The organism is Thermovirga sp., from assembly GCF_017656375.1.
GTDB lineage: Bacteria > Synergistota > Synergistia > Synergistales > Thermovirgaceae > Thermovirga.
Genome location: NZ_JACDOB010000077.1, coordinates 1 through 2233, shown reverse-complemented (window position 1 = coordinate 2233; position 2233 = coordinate 1). Strand labels below are relative to the sequence as shown.

3 protein-coding genes are annotated in these 2233 nt (G+C 46.4%); 1 reads left to right on the top strand and 2 read right to left on the bottom strand.

Translation table 11 applies throughout. The features are described from left to right. A partial coding sequence (locus H0Z23_RS08925; protein ID WP_296869099.1) for a flagellar basal body rod C-terminal domain-containing protein occupies positions 1–1278 on the top strand: 1278 nt, incomplete at its 5' end. Between the two features lie 21 nt (positions 1279–1299). Here the strand turns inward: H0Z23_RS08925 and fliS are convergent. Together fliS and H0Z23_RS08915 are read right to left on the bottom strand one after the other, a co-directional pair. Further along, positions 1300–1743, bottom strand: a complete 444-nt coding sequence (gene fliS, locus H0Z23_RS08920; RefSeq protein WP_296869098.1) for a flagellar export chaperone FliS — start codon at positions 1741–1743, stop codon at positions 1300–1302. Between the two features lie 28 nt (positions 1744–1771). Further along, the coding region (locus H0Z23_RS08915; RefSeq protein ID WP_296869097.1) for a flagellar hook-length control protein FliK at positions 1772–2233 on the bottom strand (462 nt) is incomplete at its 5' end.

The window sequence follows — 2233 nt, the reverse complement described above, 5'->3', positions numbered from 1 at the left end:
GATGCTGGAAACCAGCTAGAGCTTGCTGATTTGGCAAACTTCATAAACACCCCTGCAAATGGCGTCCCTCTGACAGCAAGCATAGATTCCTCTGGAGAAAAGATCACGTTTACTGGTGTGGATGGCCACCTCATATCCTTAACTGACCTTCAGGGCAACCTGATGGAGATCCTGGGTATAACAAAAGATAGCCCTACGGTAGAGATCTCAGTAACGGAAGAGGACAGCCTTCAAACCATAGTCAACAAGATCAACAGCGCATACAGCATCAACTCTGACGTCGACTCCCCTGAACTTTGGGTTCATGCCAGCATAGAGACCGCAGTGGACGGGACTTTCTACATTAAGCTTGAAAGCAACGCCATAGGGGAAAACTGCCGTATCAACGTGGCACCTACAGAAGGTAGAAGCCTCTTAATAGCAGAAAAGCTGGGCCTCGTAGACTCATCGGGGAAAACCAACATCCTCCAGCACTCAGAAGACGCCCTCTTTAAGGTCGACAACCAAACTTTCTTGTCATCGACAAATATCTTCACAAAGGCCAGACCTGTGACAAGTTACAATTCCTTTAAAGCCAATACTTACCAAGAGGTCATACCAGGCGTAGAACTACACCTTCACGGTACAGGAAGAACCGATATAAGAATCGAAAGACATGTCAATGGAGGATACATCTTTGGACTTCTTAAGGCCAGAGATGACTTTACTAAACAAGCCATCAACTTCCTCAATGACTTTGCGAAGACTTTATCAGACCAACTTAACGCCATTCACTATTCCGGGCATGGCATAGAGCCAGGCGCTGAAGGGAGTGGAATAGCACTCCTTAATCCTATCGATACAGAATTCGAAGCAGCATCAAAACTTTCCATCAATCAGGAGCTATGGGAAAAAGGCTATATTCTGGCTACCGCAGGAGACGACGGCAACGGGCACAGCTTGGGTAGCGGCGATGCCACAAAAGCACTGGAAATGATTCAACTTTTTTCTAAAAGAGTTTTCAACGGAGATTCCGCTACAGCTTCAGACTATTACAACTCTTTTATTGCATCTTTGGGATCTCAAAGCAGGCAGGCAAAAGTCATGGAAGAAAACCAATCAGTTCTTACAGAGCAAATCTCTAACCAAAAACAAGCAGTGATGGGCGTCAACATCGACGAAGAAATGACCAACATAATAACATATCAGCACTCTTATCAGGCCATATCAAGATATATAACGGTTCTTGATGAACTGCTGGATAAGGTCATAAATGGAATGGGCATAGCAGGTAGATAGGGGTAGGCAAAATTCCCCTATCTATCCTGATATATTGAGGCCGCCACCCACCAACTCCCTGGCGGAAGATACTTTGTTTTCCTGCTCCAATTTGTCAAAAACAGCCTTCCAAGCATCATAAAGCTCCTGCAACAATTTCTGTACCCCTTGTAGTTTTTCAATACTTTTCTCGACATTAGCCTCAACCAAGCGCTCATACATGAAATCGTACAGGCTCCCTAGCTTTTCCGCCCATTCACCGGCTTCCTCAGTCCTGAGAGCAAAACGAAGCTCTCTAACAGCCTGTTGTGCCGTTTTGAATTCCTCGTTTGCCTCCTCATAATCTTTCCGCTCTACAGCACTGGCTGCCCTCTGACACGCGCTTATGGCTATCTGGTACGTGATAAGAAGCAACTTCTCCTTAGGCGCTGACAATATTTCCTGCCGCAAATACATGTTTCTGATCTCTCTATCGTTCACGGCCATGCCTCTCCATCCTTCCTTACTTTATCTTTTACGCTATCCAGTAAAGAATCCCATTATATAAATCCAACCTGCCCAAAAGGACCTCATCTTCCTCAACGAAATCCTCGAGTCCGACATACCCCTTCCCTCCAGACAAGCTGCCGGCTCCTTCCTGCTGGTTACTTTGTTCTCTGCCGTCTCCTCCTACGTCGACTGAAAACTCGCCCATAGTTATTCCTTTTTTACTAAAAGAATCTTTCAGCGTGTCTGCAGCCTGCTGCATCAATTTACCTAACTCAGCCCCATCGACGGTAACATGTACGTGTACGATATTCTGTTCAGAACGCACAGATATCCTGACCTTACCTAACTCGGGAGGCTCTACCTGGATGATCCCCTTCTTCTGGCCCCTGCTGTCTCTCCATATTCGCACAGCCCTGTCAACGCTCTCAGCTAAAAACATTGCGGCCTTCTGCGTATCAAACTGGCCTACTCTGAAAGGCGCCTGTGG